Source organism: Methylobacterium sp. Leaf125 (assembly GCF_001423085.1).
Classification (GTDB): domain Bacteria; phylum Pseudomonadota; class Alphaproteobacteria; order Rhizobiales; family Beijerinckiaceae; genus Methylobacterium.
In genome coordinates, this window is sequence record NZ_LMNU01000012.1 from 772,208 (window position 1) to 787,568 (window position 15,361).

At 67.9% G+C, this 15,361-nt stretch carries 12 protein-coding genes and 2 pseudogenes; 8 read left to right on the forward strand and 6 right to left on the reverse strand.

Annotated features, from left to right (window positions below):
• Nucleotides 1–102: 102 nt before the first annotated feature.
• The 3 genes and pseudogenes from ASF58_RS14660 to ASF58_RS14670 all read left to right on the forward strand — a co-directional run.
• A pseudogene (locus ASF58_RS14660) lies at nucleotides 103–1,992 on the forward strand (MHYT domain-containing protein); the annotation flags it as partial.
• Nucleotides 1,993–2,027: 35 nt separating this feature from the next.
• Complete coding sequence (locus tag ASF58_RS14665; protein ID WP_055953871.1) at nucleotides 2,028–2,441, forward strand: response regulator; 414 nt, start codon at nucleotides 2,028–2,030, stop codon at nucleotides 2,439–2,441.
• 13 nt (nucleotides 2,442–2,454) lie between these two features.
• Nucleotides 2,455–3,504, forward strand: coding sequence for a histidine kinase dimerization/phosphoacceptor domain -containing protein (locus tag ASF58_RS14670; protein WP_055953471.1), 1,050 nt, complete (start codon nucleotides 2,455–2,457; stop codon nucleotides 3,502–3,504).
• A gap of 7 nt (nucleotides 3,505–3,511) precedes the next feature.
• Here ASF58_RS14670 and ASF58_RS14675 read toward each other — a convergent pair whose 3' ends face one another.
• Nucleotides 3,512–4,951, reverse strand: a complete 1,440-nt coding sequence (locus ASF58_RS14675; protein WP_055953474.1) for an FAD-binding oxidoreductase — start codon at nucleotides 4,949–4,951, stop codon at nucleotides 3,512–3,514.
• Between the two features lie 249 nt (nucleotides 4,952–5,200).
• On the opposite strand from ASF58_RS14675, the pseudogene ASF58_RS14680 reads away from it, so the two are divergent.
• A pseudogene (locus tag ASF58_RS14680) lies at nucleotides 5,201–5,710 on the forward strand (IS1 family transposase); the annotation flags it as partial.
• Nucleotides 5,711–5,729: 19 nt separating this feature from the next.
• Nucleotides 5,730–6,680: a hypothetical protein gene (locus tag ASF58_RS25875; RefSeq protein ID WP_156375681.1), complete on the forward strand. Its 951-nt coding sequence runs from the start codon at nucleotides 5,730–5,732 to the stop codon at nucleotides 6,678–6,680.
• Between the two features lie 183 nt (nucleotides 6,681–6,863).
• Here the strand turns inward: ASF58_RS25875 and ASF58_RS14685 are convergent, their stop codons facing one another.
• The gene (locus ASF58_RS14685) at nucleotides 6,864–8,645 is read right to left on the reverse strand and encodes a GGDEF and EAL domain-containing protein (RefSeq protein WP_156375682.1); all 1,782 of its coding nucleotides are present in this window, start codon (nucleotides 8,643–8,645) and stop codon (nucleotides 6,864–6,866) included.
• A gap of 803 nt (nucleotides 8,646–9,448) precedes the next feature.
• The gene (locus ASF58_RS14690) at nucleotides 9,449–10,459 is read right to left on the reverse strand and encodes a 1-aminocyclopropane-1-carboxylate deaminase (RefSeq protein WP_055953477.1); all 1,011 of its coding nucleotides are present in this window, start codon (nucleotides 10,457–10,459) and stop codon (nucleotides 9,449–9,451) included.
• Between the two features lie 154 nt (nucleotides 10,460–10,613).
• Here ASF58_RS14690 and ASF58_RS14695 point away from each other — a divergent pair, with 154 nt between their 5' ends.
• Together ASF58_RS14695 and ASF58_RS14700 are read left to right on the forward strand one after the other, a co-directional pair.
• The gene (locus tag ASF58_RS14695) at nucleotides 10,614–11,078 is read left to right on the forward strand and encodes an Lrp/AsnC family transcriptional regulator (protein ID WP_055953482.1); all 465 of its coding nucleotides are present in this window, start codon (nucleotides 10,614–10,616) and stop codon (nucleotides 11,076–11,078) included.
• Between the two features lie 55 nt (nucleotides 11,079–11,133).
• Nucleotides 11,134–12,396 (forward strand): D-serine ammonia-lyase, encoded by a 1,263-nt coding sequence (locus ASF58_RS14700; protein WP_244477327.1) that lies wholly within the window; start codon nucleotides 11,134–11,136, stop codon nucleotides 12,394–12,396.
• A 112-nt stretch (nucleotides 12,397–12,508) separates the two neighbouring features.
• Here ASF58_RS14700 and ASF58_RS14705 read toward each other — a convergent pair whose 3' ends face one another.
• Nucleotides 12,509–12,904: a helix-turn-helix domain-containing protein gene (locus tag ASF58_RS14705; protein WP_055953489.1), complete on the reverse strand. Its 396-nt coding sequence runs from the start codon at nucleotides 12,902–12,904 to the stop codon at nucleotides 12,509–12,511.
• A gap of 107 nt (nucleotides 12,905–13,011) precedes the next feature.
• Between ASF58_RS14705 and ASF58_RS14710 the strand changes: the two genes are divergently transcribed.
• Nucleotides 13,012–13,758: a glucose 1-dehydrogenase gene (locus tag ASF58_RS14710; RefSeq protein WP_055953492.1), complete on the forward strand. Its 747-nt coding sequence runs from the start codon at nucleotides 13,012–13,014 to the stop codon at nucleotides 13,756–13,758.
• A gap of 55 nt (nucleotides 13,759–13,813) precedes the next feature.
• Here the strand turns inward: ASF58_RS14710 and ASF58_RS14715 are convergent, their stop codons facing one another.
• Together ASF58_RS14715 and ASF58_RS14720 are read right to left on the reverse strand one after the other, a co-directional pair.
• Nucleotides 13,814–14,779: an aliphatic sulfonate ABC transporter substrate-binding protein gene (locus ASF58_RS14715; protein WP_055953494.1), complete on the reverse strand. Its 966-nt coding sequence runs from the start codon at nucleotides 14,777–14,779 to the stop codon at nucleotides 13,814–13,816.
• 14 nt (nucleotides 14,780–14,793) lie between these two features.
• Nucleotides 14,794–15,348 carry a cupin domain-containing protein gene (locus ASF58_RS14720; RefSeq protein WP_055953497.1) on the reverse strand — a complete coding sequence of 185 codons (555 nt, stop codon included), beginning with the start codon at nucleotides 15,346–15,348 and terminating at the stop codon, nucleotides 14,794–14,796.
• Between the last annotated feature and the right edge of the window lie 13 nt (nucleotides 15,349–15,361).

The window sequence follows — 15,361 nt, forward strand, 5'->3', positions numbered from 1 at the left end:
GGGTAGTGCACCCGGCACCCGGCCGGTGTCTTCTAGGGGTTCGACGCCGATGGTCCTCGTGTCGAAGACCCGCTAGGCTGGCGCTTTCACGGTCAGAATGGTCTCTCCGCGCCCCCGATGGTCCACACCGGCTACAATCCGGCGCTCGTCGCCTTGTCCGTCACGATCGCGATCTTCGCCTCCTACACCGCGCTGGATCTCGGCGGCCGCGGCCGAGTCTCGGCGGGCGGGCCCCGCTGGGCCTGGATCGCTGCCGCCGCCTGCGCGATGGGCGGCGGGATCTGGTCGATGCACTTCGTCGGCATGCTGGCCTTCGAGATGGGAATGCCGGTCGCCTATGACCTCGGCACCACGGCGCTGTCCCTGGGGCTGGCCATCGCCTGCACCGGTGCCGCCTTCGGTTGGATCAGCCGGCCGAGCGCGACCCGACGCAACCTGTTCATTGCCGGCCCCGCCATGGGCCTGGGCGTGGCCGCGATGCACTACACCGGCATGGCCGCGATGCGGATGCCGGGCCATCTCACCTATGCCTGGCCGCTGGTTGCGCTCTCGGTCGTCATCGCGGTCACGGCGGCGACAGCGGCCCTCTGGCTCACCCTGCGCCAGAACAGCGTGTGGCAGACGCTCATCGCCGCCACCGTGATGGGTCTCGCGGTGGCGGGCATGCATTACACCGGCATGGCCGCGGCGACCTTCTTGCCCGACGGTGCTGATGCACATGCGACCGGTCTCAATGCGGCGCAGCAGAACCTCGCCCTGGCGGTGGCCGGCGCGACGTTCCTGATCTTGTTCCTGGCGATGCTCGCCTCCTCCTTCGATCAGCAGCGGGTCCAGGGCGACCTCCAGGCCAGTGAAGCGCGTTTCCGCGCCGCCGTGCAGGCCGTGCGTGGCGTGCTCTGGACCAACGATGCGGAGGGCCGGATGCTCGGCGAGCAGCCGGGCTGGAGCGCCATCACGGGGCAGAACCGGGCCGAATACGAAGGCTACGGCTGGGCCAACGCCGTTCACCCTGACGATCGGCAGACCAGCATCGCGGCGTGGAACGAGACGGTGCGGGCGCGGCGAACCTTCGTTCACGAGCACCGGGTACGTTCTGCCGATGGCGCCTGGCGCCACTACGCCATCCGCGCCGTCCCGGTCCTGCATGCCGACGGATCGATCCGGGAATGGGTGGGCGTCCACACCGACATCACCGAGCAGCGTCAAGCCGAAGCCGAACTGCGCGAATCCAACGAGGAGATCCAGCGCTACGCCTACATCGTGAGCCACGACCTGCGCGCGCCCCTCGTGAATGTCATGGGGTTCACGAGCGAGCTGGAAACGACCCGCGAGGACGTACGCGCCGCCCTGCAGGGGCATCCGCAGGCGGAGCGGATCGATGCGGACCTCGGTGAAGCCCTCGACTTCATCAAGGCCGCGGTAACCCGCATGGAACGCCTGATCGCCGCCATCCTGAAGCTGTCGCGGGAGGGGCGGCGCAGCTTCACGCCGGAGCGTCTCGACATGACGAGCCTGCTGCGCCGCCTCGCCGATGCGCAGCACCACCAGATCGAGCAGGTCGGCGCTCGCGTCGTCGTCGCGCCGGACCTACCCCGCCTCGTCGCCGACCGGCTGGCGATCGAGCAGATCTTCGGCAATCTCATCGACAATGCGGTCAAGTATCTCGACCCGGCGCGGCCGGGGCGGATCGAGATCAAGGCGCAGGTGCTGGGTGGCGGTCGCATCCGCTACAGCGTCGCCGATAACGGGCGCGGCATCGCCGAGCGGGATCACGCACGGGTGTTCGAGCTATTCCGGCGCTCCGGTGCACAGGACAAGCCCGGAGAGGGCATCGGGCTCGCCCACGTCAAGGCGCTGGTCCGGTCCCTCGGCGGCCGGATCGCGGTCGCATCGGAGCTGGGGGTGGGCACAACCTTCAGCGTGACGCTGCCGCGTGAGACCGCTACAGGTCAGGGACAGGACGGGCCGCCGATGCGGCTCGCCGCCGAATAGGTGCGGAGCGAAGCGTGAACGCCGTCGAAATCGTCATGATCGAGGACGATGAAGGCCATGCGCGCCTGATCGAGCGCAACATTCGCCGCGCCGGCGTGAACAACACGATCCTGCCCTTCCGGGACGGGACATCGGCGCTCGCATATCTCTTCGGGACCGACGGCACCGGTGAGGCGAGCGCCAAGCGCCATCTGCTGATCCTGCTCGACCTGAACCTGCCGGACATGACCGGTATCGACATTCTCGAGAAGGTGAAGGCGAACCCCCACACCAAGCGCTCGCCGGTCGTGGTCCTCACCACGACGGACGACCAGCGCGAGATCCAGCGCTGCTACGACCTCGGCGCCAACGTCTACATCACCAAGCCCGTCAATTACGAGGGTTTCGCCAACGCCATCCGACAGCTTGGGCTGTTCTTCTCGGTCATGCAGGTGCCGGAAAACCCATGAAGTCCGCCCGCTCATGACAGAGCCCGCGCCCCTCGGCCGCGGTCGCGTCCTCTACATCGACGACGACCCCGGCCTGGGGCGGCTCGTGCAGCGCGCCCTCGCGGCGCGGGGCTACGCCGTGGAGCTCGCCCTCGACGGCGATGCCGGACTGGCGCGTCTCGGGGAGGGCGGCATCGACGTGGTCGCCCTCGACCATCACATGCCCGGTCAGACCGGCCTCGACATCCTGCCCGCGATCCGCGCCCTGCCGGAGGCGCCGCCGGTGGTCTACGTCACCGGCTCGGAGGACAGCCGCGTCGCGGTCGCAGCCCTGAAGGCGGGGGCCGTCGACTACGTCTGGAAGGACCTGCAGGGTCAGTTCCGGGAGCTCCTCGGGGAGGCGATCGATACCGCCCTGCGGCAGGAGGCGCTGCGGCGGGACAAGGAGCGGGCCGAGCAGGCGGTGCGGGAGGCGCGCGACCGGGCGGAGATCATGCTGCGGGAGGTCAACCACCGCGTCGCCAATTCGCTGGCGCTGGTGGCGGCGCTGGCGCACATGCAGACCAACGCGGTGACGGACCCGGCCGCGAAGGCCGCCCTCCGGGAGATGCAGGCCCGGATCTCGGCGATCGCCGGCATCCACCGCCGGCTCTACACCTCCGACGACGTGGAGGCCGTGGACCTCGACGCCTACCTGACGAGCCTCGTGGAGGAGCTCCAGGCGGCCATGAAGGCAGCCGGGCGCGATCACGCCATCCGGCTCGACGCGGCGCCGGTGCGGCTCGCCACCGACAAGGCCGTCTCGGTCGGCGTCGTGGTCACCGAGCTGGTGACCAACGCCTACAAATACGCCTATCCCCCTGATGCGTCTGGGGAAATCCGCGTCTCCGTCGCGCGCCAGGGGACCGATGGCCTGACCCTCACGGTGGAGGATGACGGCATCGGCTGGACCGGCGAGGGCCAGCCGCGGGGCACAGGCCTCGGCTCCCGGATCATCCGGGCGATGGCGGCGAACCTGCGCTCGGCCCTGGTCTATGGCGGTGGTCCGATCGGCACCCGGGCGACGCTGTCGTTCCAGGACTGAGGACACCTCAGACCAGCGCGCCCGCGTTCATGATTCCGTCGGGGTCGAGGCCGCGCTTCACGGTCTCGATCAGGCGCAGGCGGGCGGGGTCGGCGTAGCGCTCCAGCAGGTCGCGCTTGAAACGGCCGATGCCGTATTCCGCGCTGTATCCGCCGCCGTATTCCAGCGCGATCGCGTAGAGGTCGTGGGCAAAGCCCTGCTCGATCTCGCGCGTGAACGCGAGCCGGTCGTGACCCGCGGGCACGACGAGATTGTAGTGCAGGTTGCCGTCGCCGACATGGCCGTAGACCGAGAGGCGGACGCCCGGCAGGCGCTCGGCGAGCAGGGCGGCGGCGCGATCGAGGAAATCGGTCAGGCGGGAGATCGGCACGGCGATATCGTGCTTGACCGATCCGCCGGCATGCTTCTCCCCCTCGGGAATCGTTTCGCGCACCGCCCAGAAGGCCCGGCGCTGGGTCTCGGACTGGGCCAGCACCGCGTCGACCACCCAGCCCCGTTCCATCAGGGTCTCCAGGCAGCCCATCAGCACGTCGTCGAGGGGGATGCGGTCCGAGGAGGCGGTGAGCTCGAGGAGCACAGCGCCGCCGGGTCCGGCCTTCAGTCCGGTCTCGGCGCCGCGCATCTCGGTGACGAGGCCGAGGGAGGAAGCGGAAATCAGCTCGAAGGTCGAGGCGAGGTCGGAGGTTTCGCGGCGCACCAGCGCGGCCATCTCGGGGATCGGCGCCCCCTCGGCGAGCTCGAGCCAGGCGGTGGCCCGCTGGCCCTGGGCCGGCCAGAGCTTGAGCACCACCCCGGTGATGATGCCGAGCGTCCCCTCGGCGCCGATGAAGAGCTGCTTCAGGTCGTAGCCGATGTTGTTCTTGCGCAAGGTCCGCATGTCGGAGAACAGCGTCCCGTCCGGCAGCACCACCTCGAGGCCGAGGACGAGGTCGCGGGCCATGCCGTAGCGCAGGACCTGGAGGCCGCCCGCATTGGTGCCGAGGTTGCCGCCGAGGCGGCAGCTGCCTTCGGAGCCGAGGCTCAGCGGTAGGAACAGCCCGTCGGCATCGGCCGCCTTCTGGGCGTCCGCCAGGATGGTGCCGGCATCGCACGACAGGGTGAAGTTCAGGGGGTCGACGGCGCGGATGCGGGTCATCCGCTCCAGGCTGACCACGAGCTGGCGCCGACCGGGTTCCGGGGTCGCCCCGCCGACGTAGCCGGTGTTGCCGCCCTGGGGCACGAGGCCGAACCCGTGGGTCCGCGCGAGCCCGACGAGGGCCTGGACCTCGGCCACGCTGTGCGGGCGCAGCACGGCGGGGGTGTCGCCCTGCATCAGGTCGCGCTGGTCACGGGTGTAGCGGGCGGTCATCGACGGATCGGTGAGGACCCCGCCGGGACCGAGCAGGGCCTCGAAGGGGGCGAGGGCGTCGCGATCGGGGACGTCGCGGTTCGACAGGGATTCCACCATGGGCAGGGCTCTTCGGGGCGTGCGTCGTGCAGGTTCGGCCGTTGCGGACCGACCATGTCGCGCAGCCGCTCCGAAGGGAAGCGCCTTTCCCGATGGGACTCCGCGGGATGGGACGGCCGCGGCCCTGGGACATTCCGGCCGATGCCGTCGCGATCGGCAGGGCAAACCGGGCGAGAGATCGCGAGTAAGACATCGCGAGCGAGAGTAGTGGGGCAGTTTGAAATCCCACCTGATTGACCCGCCCTTGGTGGCAGCGTCGACGATCTCAAGGCTCGGCTCGCCACGCGCGTCCAGCTCACGTCTGACGGGCATAAGGCGTATCTAGAGGCCGTCGAGAGCGCCTTCGGTGCCGATGTCGATTATGCGCAGCTTGTGAAGCTCTACGGCACCCCGCCGGGCGTGGAGAAGGGCCGCTATAGCCCTGGCGAATGCACCGGCACCCGCAAGACCACGGTCGAGGGCAAGCCCGACGCTGCGCACGCTTCCACGTCCTACGTCGAGCGTCAGAACCTCACGATGCGGATGCACATGCGCCGCTTCACCCGGCGCACGAACGCATTCTCGAAGAAGGTCGAGAACCACGCTTACGCGGTGGCGCTGCACTTCATGTACTACAATTTCGCGCGGTTACACGGGAAGCTTAGGGTCAGCCCGGCGATGGCGGCAGGCGTAAGCGACCGGCTGTGGGAGGTTGCTGATATCGTCGCGCTGGTAGAAGCTGCCAATGCGAAGCCCGGCAAACGGGGACCGTACAAATAACGCCCAATGGAGACTGACGGTGGAAGAAGATCAGTCATTCCGCGAAGATTTTATGAAGAACGCCCGGATAACATTAGATCGTTGCCATAACCCTATCGTCAGATGCACAAATACAGCAATTAAGGCGCACTCTATCCAAAATAGTAAGGTAATAGACTTGCTGCATTCGTCTGGAAAAGTCTACATGATGACCTCCAGACTTGAGAAGAATGGTCCAGCTATTCGTTTGAGGTTAGAGGGTAGAAATCGAGCTAGTACCTTCACGGGATTGTGCTCGGGACATGATGCAATGCTATTTGATCCAATCGACAATCATCCAATAGATACGTCGAATGCACAACAAATGTTTTTATGTGCGTACCGTTCGGTGCTGCGCGAGCTACATGTTGTTATGGAAGGGGCGGCGCGGGCTCGAGATATGCTCAAAACCGCCGTAGATCGAGGTGTGGAGACAGAAGAATGTGACGGCCCAATTAGAAAACGCGCAACATCCATGACAATTTATGCTTATAAATTCTATCTTTATAAATTTAATCAATTCGATGAGATATATCGCTCGGGCGAATATACAAAATTGGAGTATGACAGTTTCCTTATAGACCACGCACATGCAACTATCGCCGTATCATCTGTCTATTTTATCGAACCATTTACATCGTCACAATATGCCCCAATTATCTTCAATCTGTTCCCCTTGGACGACAATCGGAGCGTTGTTTCGTTCTGTTATTCTCAGGAGCACGCTTCGCGCTGCAGGGCTAGCCTTGGAAGAATACTGCAATCTGCCGGAGAGCATCGCAATTATGAATTGTCTCGCCTTGTTATTGCAAACACAGAGAACTTCATTCTGTCTCCGAAGTTGGTATCAACGTGGGCGCCAGAGAAAATAAAAGCGATAGAGGACGCCTTCAATCTAACCACGGGGCCAATGATCGAAATCGGCGAGTCACCCCACTTCATGCTTTTTTGAAGGCACGCGAAAAAATTCAAACTGACCCACCACCCGATCAAGCCATCGCGCGCCTTCGGAACGAGCGCACGGATTCGGCCTTCGCCCGAGCGCCGTGCGGGCTTACCGGACAACGCCGCGCGGGCTCGCGGGATACCGATCCCGGTCCGATCAACCGGGGCCCCGGTCGGCCTCCGCCTCGGACTAGGCCGCTTCGTCCCGGACGGTCGCCTGCGCCCCGAGCCAAGCCTGCAGGTCGATCGCGGCGAGGGGCGGAGACATCCAGTATCCCTGGGCTTCCTCACAGTGCCAGGACCTCAGGATCTCGTAAGCCTGTGCGTCCTCGACCCCTTCGGCAACCACGCGGAAGCCCAGCCCGCGGGACATCTCGATGAGATGCCGAACGAGCATCTGCCCCTTCTGATCGCCCGCCAGATCGCGCACGAACGACTGATCGATCTTCACGAGGTCCGCCGGCAGGTGCCTCAGGTAGGAAAGACTGCTGTAGCCGGTCCCGAAATCGTCGATCGCCACGCGGATGCCGGCGTTTCGGATCGTCCGCAGCTGCTCCTCGACATGCGTTCGGTTCTTGATGAGGGCGCTCTCGGTAACTTCGACCTCGAAGGCCGAGGGACGGATGCCGGCCCTTTGCAGGTGTTCGATGAGGTCGGTCGCGAATTCAGGCTGGTCCAGGTTCGCCACGGAAACATTGACCGAGACGGACAGCTCGATGGCCATGTCCCGCCAGGCCATGATCTGGCGGATGGCCTCGGCGATGACCCAGGCCGTGAGCGGACCGGCGAGATCGGTCTGTTCGACCAGCGGGATGAATTCTCCCGGTGAGACGCCGCCGAGTTCGGGGTGCTTCCAGCGGAGGAGCGCCTCGGCCCCGATGCAGGCTCCCGTTCGCAGGTCGATGCGCGGCTGGTAGACGAGCGAGAGCTCCCGGCCGGAGATCAGTGCCGTACGCATGTCGCTCAAGAGCCGGAAACGCCTCCGATGGTGATCGTCGGCGACCATCGAGTACGTGCTCACCGATTGGCCCGTGAGGCGCGCCTCCTGCGCGGCGTTGTGGGCCATGCGGATCGCGTCTTCGGCGAGGGTCTGTCCGACCGCGATCGGCGCGACGCCGATGACCGGGTTCAGGGAGATCCGGACGGGCGCCGAACTCAGGTGCTTGTGCAGATGGGCCCCCAGATCACGCAGACGGTCCTCGAGTCCGGTCTCGGCCTGGGACGATCGAACGATCCAGGCGAATTGGGCCGCGCCGACGTGATAGATCTGGGTGTCGAGCCCGAGGTTGGCCGAGATAGCACGGGTCGCCTCCCGCATCAGGTCTTCGATGACCCCGACGCCGAGCACCCGCACCGTATCCGACATCTTGAGGGCATCGATGACCTCGGCCAGCACGAGGTGACGCGGCCCTCCGTCCCCGCCGGCGGCCTGGTCGTGCAGGTCCTCGAGAAGCTGATGCCGGTTCGGGAGGCCCGTCACGGCGTCGACGCGCCCGAACGCGTGCTGAAGCTCGACCTGCGCCATGACCATGGCGTCCAGATCTTTGAGGGCGGCCTGTTCCTGCTCGGACACCTGGCGCGGCTCCGTACCGAGGACGCACATGGCGCCCAGGCAGAACCCTTCGCGGGTGATCAGCGGCGCGCCCGCGTAGAACCGTATCCCGGATTGCGCCAGCAGGCTGTCCCGGTAACAGGGATGGTCCCTCAGGTCGGGAATCAGCACGGCACGGGTCGTGTCCGCCACCTCACCGCAGGGCGCTCGATCCCGGGGGATCTCCCAGTGATCGACGCCGACCCGGGACTTGAACCACTGCCGGTCACTGTCGGTCAGGGAAATCGCGGCGATCGGTAGATCGAACAGCTGACTCGCCATTCGGGTGATGCGGTCAAAGCTTTCAGCGGGAGGCGTATCGAGGAGCCTCAGTTGCTTGAGCGCGTGAAGCCGCTCGTCCTCGGTAATACTGATCGCCATTGCCTAACTCATGTTAGCATCGACACGATACTATCAGCAAAATACGAACATAGGACTAACGGGTTACGCAGCTTCTATTGCACTTAACGCCCTAAGCGCTTGAGTCGCACCTCAGATGCAGCCTTCGACGTCGCTCGCGCGCCGCGCGGGCATCGCCCGATCCCACATCCACGACGGGAGGTCCCAACCACACACCGCGCCGTTTCACGCGGTCCGTCCGATCCGGCGTCGTCCGACTGCTTCGCGTCCCCGTGGTTCCGAGTGTCCCTATCGTCCCGAGCGTTCAAGTCTACGCCGCAAGCCTGGAGGAACGCCGTTTCGAGATCGTTGCGATTTCGGGGAGGGCAACGAATCCTTGAGTCATCGTTGTCCAAAGGTGAATCCCGCCGACACCGATGGTCTACAGGCCCTGACGTTCTTAACGTTACGCTCGGCGATCTCCATCAAAAGATAGAGTTGCTTCTCGGCCGAGAGGCATGACCTTTCTGGATGCCCGGAACGCGGCATCCAAGCCAGGTCTCGCCGAACTCAGCCTTCTCCGGAGCGTCGGCGCGGGCGAGCCTGTGCCGGTCGACGGACCGACCGGCAAACCCCCGCTTGCGCGGTTCGCGACGGGGATCGTCGATCGGCATTCGACGCCCAGGCGGGGGGCTCCGCGCTCGCAGGCTCTCGGCGGACCCGTCGCCGAAAAACCTCGGAAGCGCGAAACCGGAAGGCGAGAGCGCCATGGGGCGGCCCCCTCGACCCTGTGGCGGAGCCGGGGCCCGTCCGGGGCCGGCAGCGACGCCGGCCCGTCCGGCACCTCAGCCGTTGCGGAAGGTGTAGCTGTAGCCGTTGAGGGCCGGGGCGCCGCCGAGATGGGCGTAGAGCACCTTCGAACCCTTGGGGAAGAAGCCCTTCTGCACGAGGTCGATCATGCCCTGCATGGACTTTCCCTCGTAGACGGGATCGGTGATCATGCCTTCCAGGCGGGCCGAGAGGCGGATGGCCTCGACGGTCTCCTTCGAGGGCACGCCGTAGACCGGGTAGGCGTAGTCCTCGTTCAGCACGATGTCGTCGGCGGTGATGGCCGGGGCGCCGATGAGCTCGGCGGTGTTGCGGGCGATCTCCAGCACCTGCGCCTTGGTCTGGGCCGGGGTGCAGGAGGCGTCGATGCCGATGACGTTGCGGGCGCGCCCGTCGGCGGCGAAGCCCACCACCATGCCGGCATGGGTCGAGCCCGTCACGGTGCAGACCACGATGTAGTCGAAGTGGACGCCCATCTCGGCCTCCTGAGCGCGGACCTCCTCGGCGAAGCCGACGAAGCCGAGGCCGCCGAACTTGTGCACCGAGGCCCCGGCCGGAATCGCGTAGGGCTTGCCGCCCTTCGCCGTCACGTCCTCGAGGGCCTTCGTCCAGCTCTCGCGGATGCCGATGTCGAAGCCGTCATCCACGAGCTGCGTCTCCGCGCCCATGATGCGGGACAGCATGATGTTGCCGACGCGGTCGTAGACGGCGTCCTCGTGCGGAACCCAGGCTTCCTGGATCAGCCGGCACTTCATACCGATCTTGGCGGCCACCGCCGCCACCATGCGGGTGTGGTTGGACTGGACGCCGCCGATGGTCACCAGGGTGTCGGCCCCGCTCGCGATGGCGTCGGGCACGATGTATTCGAGCTTGCGCAGCTTGTTGCCGCCATAGGCCAGGCCGGAATTGCAGTCCTCGCGCTTGGCGTAGATCAGCACGTCGCCGCCGAGATGGGCGGTGAGGCGGGGCAGGTGCTCGATCGGGGTCGGGCCGAAGGTGAGGGGATAGCGCTCGAATTTCGACAGCATGGACGGGGTCCTTCGTGGTCAGCCCGGAAAAGCTAGCAAAGACCCTGCGAAAGGTGCTCTCGAAATCGTGGCGCGGATTTTGCAATGTTGGGCGTTGGGCGCCCTGGGACGAACTCCCCTTTCGTCAGTCGCGCCCTTGCCGAGAGGATCTTTCATGGATGCAGGGCTGGACCGCATGGACCTGAAGATCCTGCGCCTGCTCCAGGCCGACGGGCGCATGGGCAATGCCGAGATCGCCAAGCGGGTGAACACCAGCGCGGCCACCTGCCATCGGCGCATCCAGCGCCTGTTCGACGAGGGCTACGTCCGGGGCGTGCGGGCGCAGATCGCGCCCGAGAAGGTCGGGCGCGGCTCCCTCGTCATGGTCGGGGTGGTGCTGGACCGCTCGACGCCGGAGAGCTTCGCCGCCTTCGAGGCCGCGGCGCGCGCCATGCCCATGGTGCTCGACTGCCACCTCGTGGCCGGGGACTTCGACTACTTCCTCAAGATCCGCGTCTCCGATATGGCGGATTTCAACCGCCTCCACAGCGCGACCCTGATCGCCCTGCCGGGGGTTCGCCAGACCCGGACCTTCTTCGTGATGAAGGAGGTGGTCGACAATGCGCCGCTGGACATCTGAGACGGCCGTCGACCGCGTACCCGCGTCACCCATCACCCGAGAAGGGATGCTGCCCATGTCCGACCAGCCGCAGGGGATTCCGGAGGCCGTGCGCGCGGGGCGTCCGACGGTCTGGCGCAATCCGCACGGCCGGCCGGCCGCCGAGATCCTGCCCGGCCTCGCCTACGGCCTCGCGGCGGTCCGCGACGCGGAGGCGCGCTGGCGCCGGTTCGACCCGCTGCTGGCGGCCCTGTTCCCCGACTTGGAGACCGGGCGAATCGATTCGCCCCTGTTGGCGCTGGCACCGGACGTCGCCGCCCATGTCAGCGGCGGCGCCGCAGCGGCCGTGTGGGTGAAGGCCGACCACGACCTGCCGGTGACGGGCTGCATCAAGGCCCGCGGCGGCGTCTACGAGGTGCTGGTCACGGCCGAGCGGCTGGCCCTGGCGCGGGGCTGGCTGCGCCCGGGCGAATCCTACGCGCGCCTGGCCGAGCCCGAGCTCCACGCCGCATTCGGCGCCGTCACCGTGGCGGTGGGCAGCACCGGCAATCTCGGGTTCAGCGTCGGGGTGATGGCCCGTGCCCTCGGCTTCCAGGTCGAGGTCCACATGTCCCACGATGCCAAGGCCTGGAAGAAGCAGCGCCTGCGCGACATCGGCGCCCGGGTGGTGGAGCATGCGGGCGATTACGGCAGCGCGGTCTCGGCGGCGCGGGACGCCTTCGCGGGCCGGGCGGACGCGCATTTCGTCGATGACGAGAGCTCGGTCGACCTGTTTCTCGGTTACGCCGCGGCGGCCTTCGACCTGGAGCGCCAGCTGGGGGCGGCCGGCATCCCGGTCGATGCCGCGCATCCCCTGGTGGTCTACCTGCCGTGCGGGGTCGGCGGCGCGCCGGGGGGCGTCACCCTGGGGCTGAAGCTCCTGTTCGGCGACGCGGTCCACTGCGTCTTCGTCGAGCCCGTCGCCGCCCCCTGCATGCTGGTGCAGCTCGCCGCCGGGCTCGACCGGCCGGTCAGCGTCTACGACATCGGCCTCGACAACCGCACCGCCGCCGACGGCCTCGCGGTGTCGAGCGCCTCGCTCCTCGTCGCCGGCACCGTCGGGCCCCTCATCGCGGGCGTCGTCACCGTGGCGGACGCGGCGCTCTTCGCCGGAGTCCGCGACCTCTGGCAGCGGGCGGCCCTGCGCCTCGAACCCTCGGCCGCCGCCGCCTTCGCGGCCGTCCGCCCGACCCTGGCGGCCCTGCCCGAGCTGCGCGACGCCACCCAGGTGGTGTGGACCACCGGCGGGGCGCTCCTGCCCGAGGCGGAATTCCAGAAGGCGCTGGCGGCCGCGGCGTGAGGCGGTTCGGCTTCCGAGGCGGGGAGGGGCGACGGGCGGGTCCGCCCCCGGCACCGCGTCCTTCCGGGCCCGCCTAAGGCGCCCCGGGAGGACGGCGCGGAGTGATCGGCAGTCAGACCGACGACCCGTTGTCGGGAGGAATGGGCGCTGGGGGTCGCTCCGCCGCCCCATCCTCCATCCGCGGACCCTCGCCCGCATAGGCGTTCAGGATCGACACGAGCAGGCCCGGGAAGCGGGCCTCGACCTCCGCCCAGCGGGCGTGGTTGCGCATCTCGACGCCGTGGCGCTCGCTGCGGATCAGCCCGGCCTCGCGCAGCACCTTGAAGTGGTTGGAGAGCGAGGATTTCGGGATCACCCGGTCGCCCACCGCCGAGAGCGCCGAGCAGGCCTCGACGCAGCCCGCCCGCATGATGTTGGCGAAGATCGCGGCCCGGTTCGGGTCGGCCAGCGCGTGCAGGATCGCACTCGTCTGCAGGTCCTCGGGCGCGGGGTGGAACAGCGGTCTCATGTTTTCGACATCTAGGGACTTGATCCGCGCTTCGGAAGTTCCGAACTTCCGAACTATGGGATGCAGGGCGCCAGGGCGGCGCCGGCCCAGGGTGGAAGGATCCTCAGATGTCGAAGCTTCAGGGCAAGGTTGCCGTCGTGACCGGCGGGTCGAAGGGCATCGGTGCGGGAATCGCCAAGGCGCTGGCGCGGGACGGCGCGGCGGTGGTGGTCAATTACGCCTCGAGCCAGGCGGGGGCGGAGGCGGTGGTCGCGGAGATCACCGCCGCAGGGGGCCGTGCCGTGGCGGTGCGGGCGGACGTCTCGAAGGCCGCGGAGGCGCAGGCCCTGATCGAGGCGGCGGTGGCGCAGTTCGGCCGGCTCGACGTGCTGGTCAACAATTCCGGCGTCTACGAATTCGCCGCCATCGAGGAGGTCACGGAGGCGCATTACCGCCGGCTCTTCGACATCAACGTGCTGGGCGTCCTGCTCGCTTCCGGGGCGGCGGCCAAGCACCTCGGCGAGGGCGGAAGCATCATCACCATCTCCTCGGCCATCACCCATGTCAGCACGCCCGCCGCCGCGGTCTACAGCGGCACGAAGGGGGCCGTGAACGCGATCTCGGGCGTGCTCGCCAACGAGCTCGCCCCGCGCCGCATCCGGGTCAACACGGTCAGCCGGGGCTACGTGGTCACCGAGGGCACGCACAGCGCCGGCATCACCGGCTCGGAGATGGAGGCGGGTTTCGTCGCGCAGACGCCGCTGGGCCGTGCCGGCCACCCGGGCGACATCGCCGACGTCGTCGCCTTCCTCGCCTCGGACGAGGCCCGCTGGCTCACCGGCGAGAACATCACCGCCAGCGGCGGCATCCGCTGACCGGTTCGGCCTCGGGCGCCCCCGACGGGGCGCGGCGAGGCCGGAGCCGGCCCGATCAGAGGCTCGGCGGCGCCCAGATCGGCAGGGCCGCGGCGTCCACGGCGCGGGGGAGCAGGCCCTCGGCGCGGAAGGCATCCGCGATGGTCTGCTGCTCGGCCAGGGCGGCGCGGGTCACGGGCTCGACCTGATAGCTGCGCCGGGCGTTCGCCTGCCGGACGATGGCGGGGTCGAGCTTCCACAGGGCCCCGAGCCGGGCGGCGGCGGCGTCCGGGTTGGCCTTCACCCAGGCCCCCGTCTCGCGCAGCTTGGCGAACAGGAGCGCGAGCACGTCGGCGCGCTGCGTCGCGTAGTCGGCCCCGGCGAGGTAGTAGCGCTTGTACGGGGACAGGCCGGTGCCGTCGCGCAGGATCCGGGCCCCGGTCTGCTGCTCCGCCGCGGACAGGAACGGATCCCAGGCGACCCAGGCCTCGACGCCGCCGCTGGCCAGGGCCGCACGCCCGTCCGACGGCGTGAGGTAGGCCGGGCTGATCGCCCGGAACGGCAGTGTCTCGGCCGCGAGGGCGGCCAGCAGCAGGTAATGGCTGCCGGCCCCCTTCGTCACCGCGACCTTGCGGCCCTTGAGATCGGCCACCGAGCGGATGGGCGAATCGGCCGAGACCAGGATCGCCTGCGCCGCCGGCGAGGCCGCCTCCTGCGCAATGTAGGCGATCCGCGCCTGGGCGGCCTGGGCGAAGATCGGCACGGTGTCGGCGACATCCGCCGAGACGTCGATCTGCCCGGCATTCAGGGCTTCCATGATCGGCAGGCCGCTGGTGAACTCGTGCCACGTGACGGTGACGTTCAGCGGCGCCAGGGCCTTCTCCAGCGCAGAATCCTCCTTCAGCAGGGCGATCAGCGTCGAGGATTTCTGGAAGCCGATGCGGAGCTTGCCCGCCTCGGCGGCCCGGGCGTTTCCGGGGACCAGGGTCAGGGCGAACAGGCTGAGCGCGGCGGCGCGCAGCGCGTGGCGGCGATGGATCATGGAGTCTCGTCTCGTCAGGGATGCTTGTGGATGGGGTCGACCCAGTGGACCGTCTCGGGCCGCTCGACGGGCTCGACATCGGTGATGTTGACCACCACGGCCTCGTTGTCGGAGCGCACGAGGACGCAGTTCAGGGGCTGGTCCGGGTCGGCGTTGATCTCCTGGTGCGGCACGTAGGGCGGCACGAAGATGAAGTCGCCGGGTCCGGCCTCGGCCACGTATTCGAGCCGGTCGCCCCAGCGCATGCGGGCGCGGCCCGAGATCACGTAGATCACGCTCTCCAGGGCGCCGTGGTGGTGGACGCCGGTCTTGGCGTCGGGGGCGATCGCCACCGTGCCGGCCCAGATCTTCTGGGCGCCGACCCGGGCATGGTTGATCGCCGCCTGCCGGAACATGCCGGGGGTCTGGGCCGTGTTGGCGTCGAGCTTGTCGCCCGGGATCACCCGCACGCCGTCGTGCTTCCAGCGCGCGGCCGCCGCGTCGTCGTGAGCGTGGTCGTGGTGGCCGTGATCGTGGGCATGATCGTGGTCTTGGTCTTGGTCTTGGTCGTGGTCGTGATCGCCGTGCATGGGTCGCCTCGCG